The 810-nt window shown below is 66.7% G+C and carries 1 protein-coding gene; it reads left to right on the top strand.

Annotation, left to right across the window (positions count from 1 at the left end):
* A partial coding sequence (locus CXQ90_RS21650) for an AAA family ATPase (protein WP_146068956.1) occupies positions 1-579 on the top strand: 579 nt, incomplete at its 5' end.
* Positions 580-810: the final 231 nt, after the last annotated feature.

Genomic DNA, 810 nt, shown 5'->3' with positions numbered 1-810 from the left:
CTGGACGGCGTCCTGTTCATCGACGAGGCCTACGCGCTGGCCCCGGAAGACGGCCGGATGGACTTCGGCCCCGAGGCGATCGAGGTCCTGCTCAAGCGGATGGAGGACCACCGCCACCGCCTGGTCGTGATCGTGGCCGGGTACCCGCGGCTGATGGAGTCCTTCCTGCTCTCGAACCCCGGACTGCGCTCCCGGTTCGCCCGCGAGATCACGTTCCCCGACTACTCCGTCGACGCGCTCCAGACGATCTTCCACCAGATGCTGGCCCAGCACGAATACACGCTGGAGCCGGGTGCGGACCAGCTGCTGCGCCGCATCCTCACCGGGCTCCACGCGGGCGAGGACTCCGGCAACGCACGGTTCGCCCGCACGCTGTTCGAGCAGGCGCTCAACCGCCAGGCGCTGCGGCTCTCGCTCGACGAGAAACAAAGTCTCGACACGCTCGATCGTGAGGCCGTCATGACGCTCACCGCGGACGACATCGTCAAGGCCGCACTGGCCTTGGGCGAGGAACCGGAGCCGGAACCGGAACCGACGCCGGAACCGGAGCGGTCACGCTGGTGGCGCTGGCTGGCCTGACCGGATCTGCGGCGGCTGTCAGGCGAAGGCCCGTCCCGCCCCCGAGCGGGAAAAGCACAACTATTCCAGTGTCGTGCAACCGGAGGACAGCTTTCCTACCGGCCCCAAGCTTGCTCGCTACGGCCCTGAACCCCAACGGACGCAAACAGCGCCACCGCGGCTTCGCGCTGCTCCTCAGACAACGAACTGCCCTTAAACCTGAAACTGCTCCCCGAAAGTTAGAACTGAATT

This window comes from Arthrobacter sp. ZGTC131, assembly GCF_002929275.1.
Classification (GTDB): Bacteria; Actinomycetota; Actinomycetes; order Actinomycetales; family Micrococcaceae; genus Arthrobacter.
Note: the sequence above shows the minus strand (reverse complement) of the source record. Positions and strands in the feature narration are given on the sequence as shown.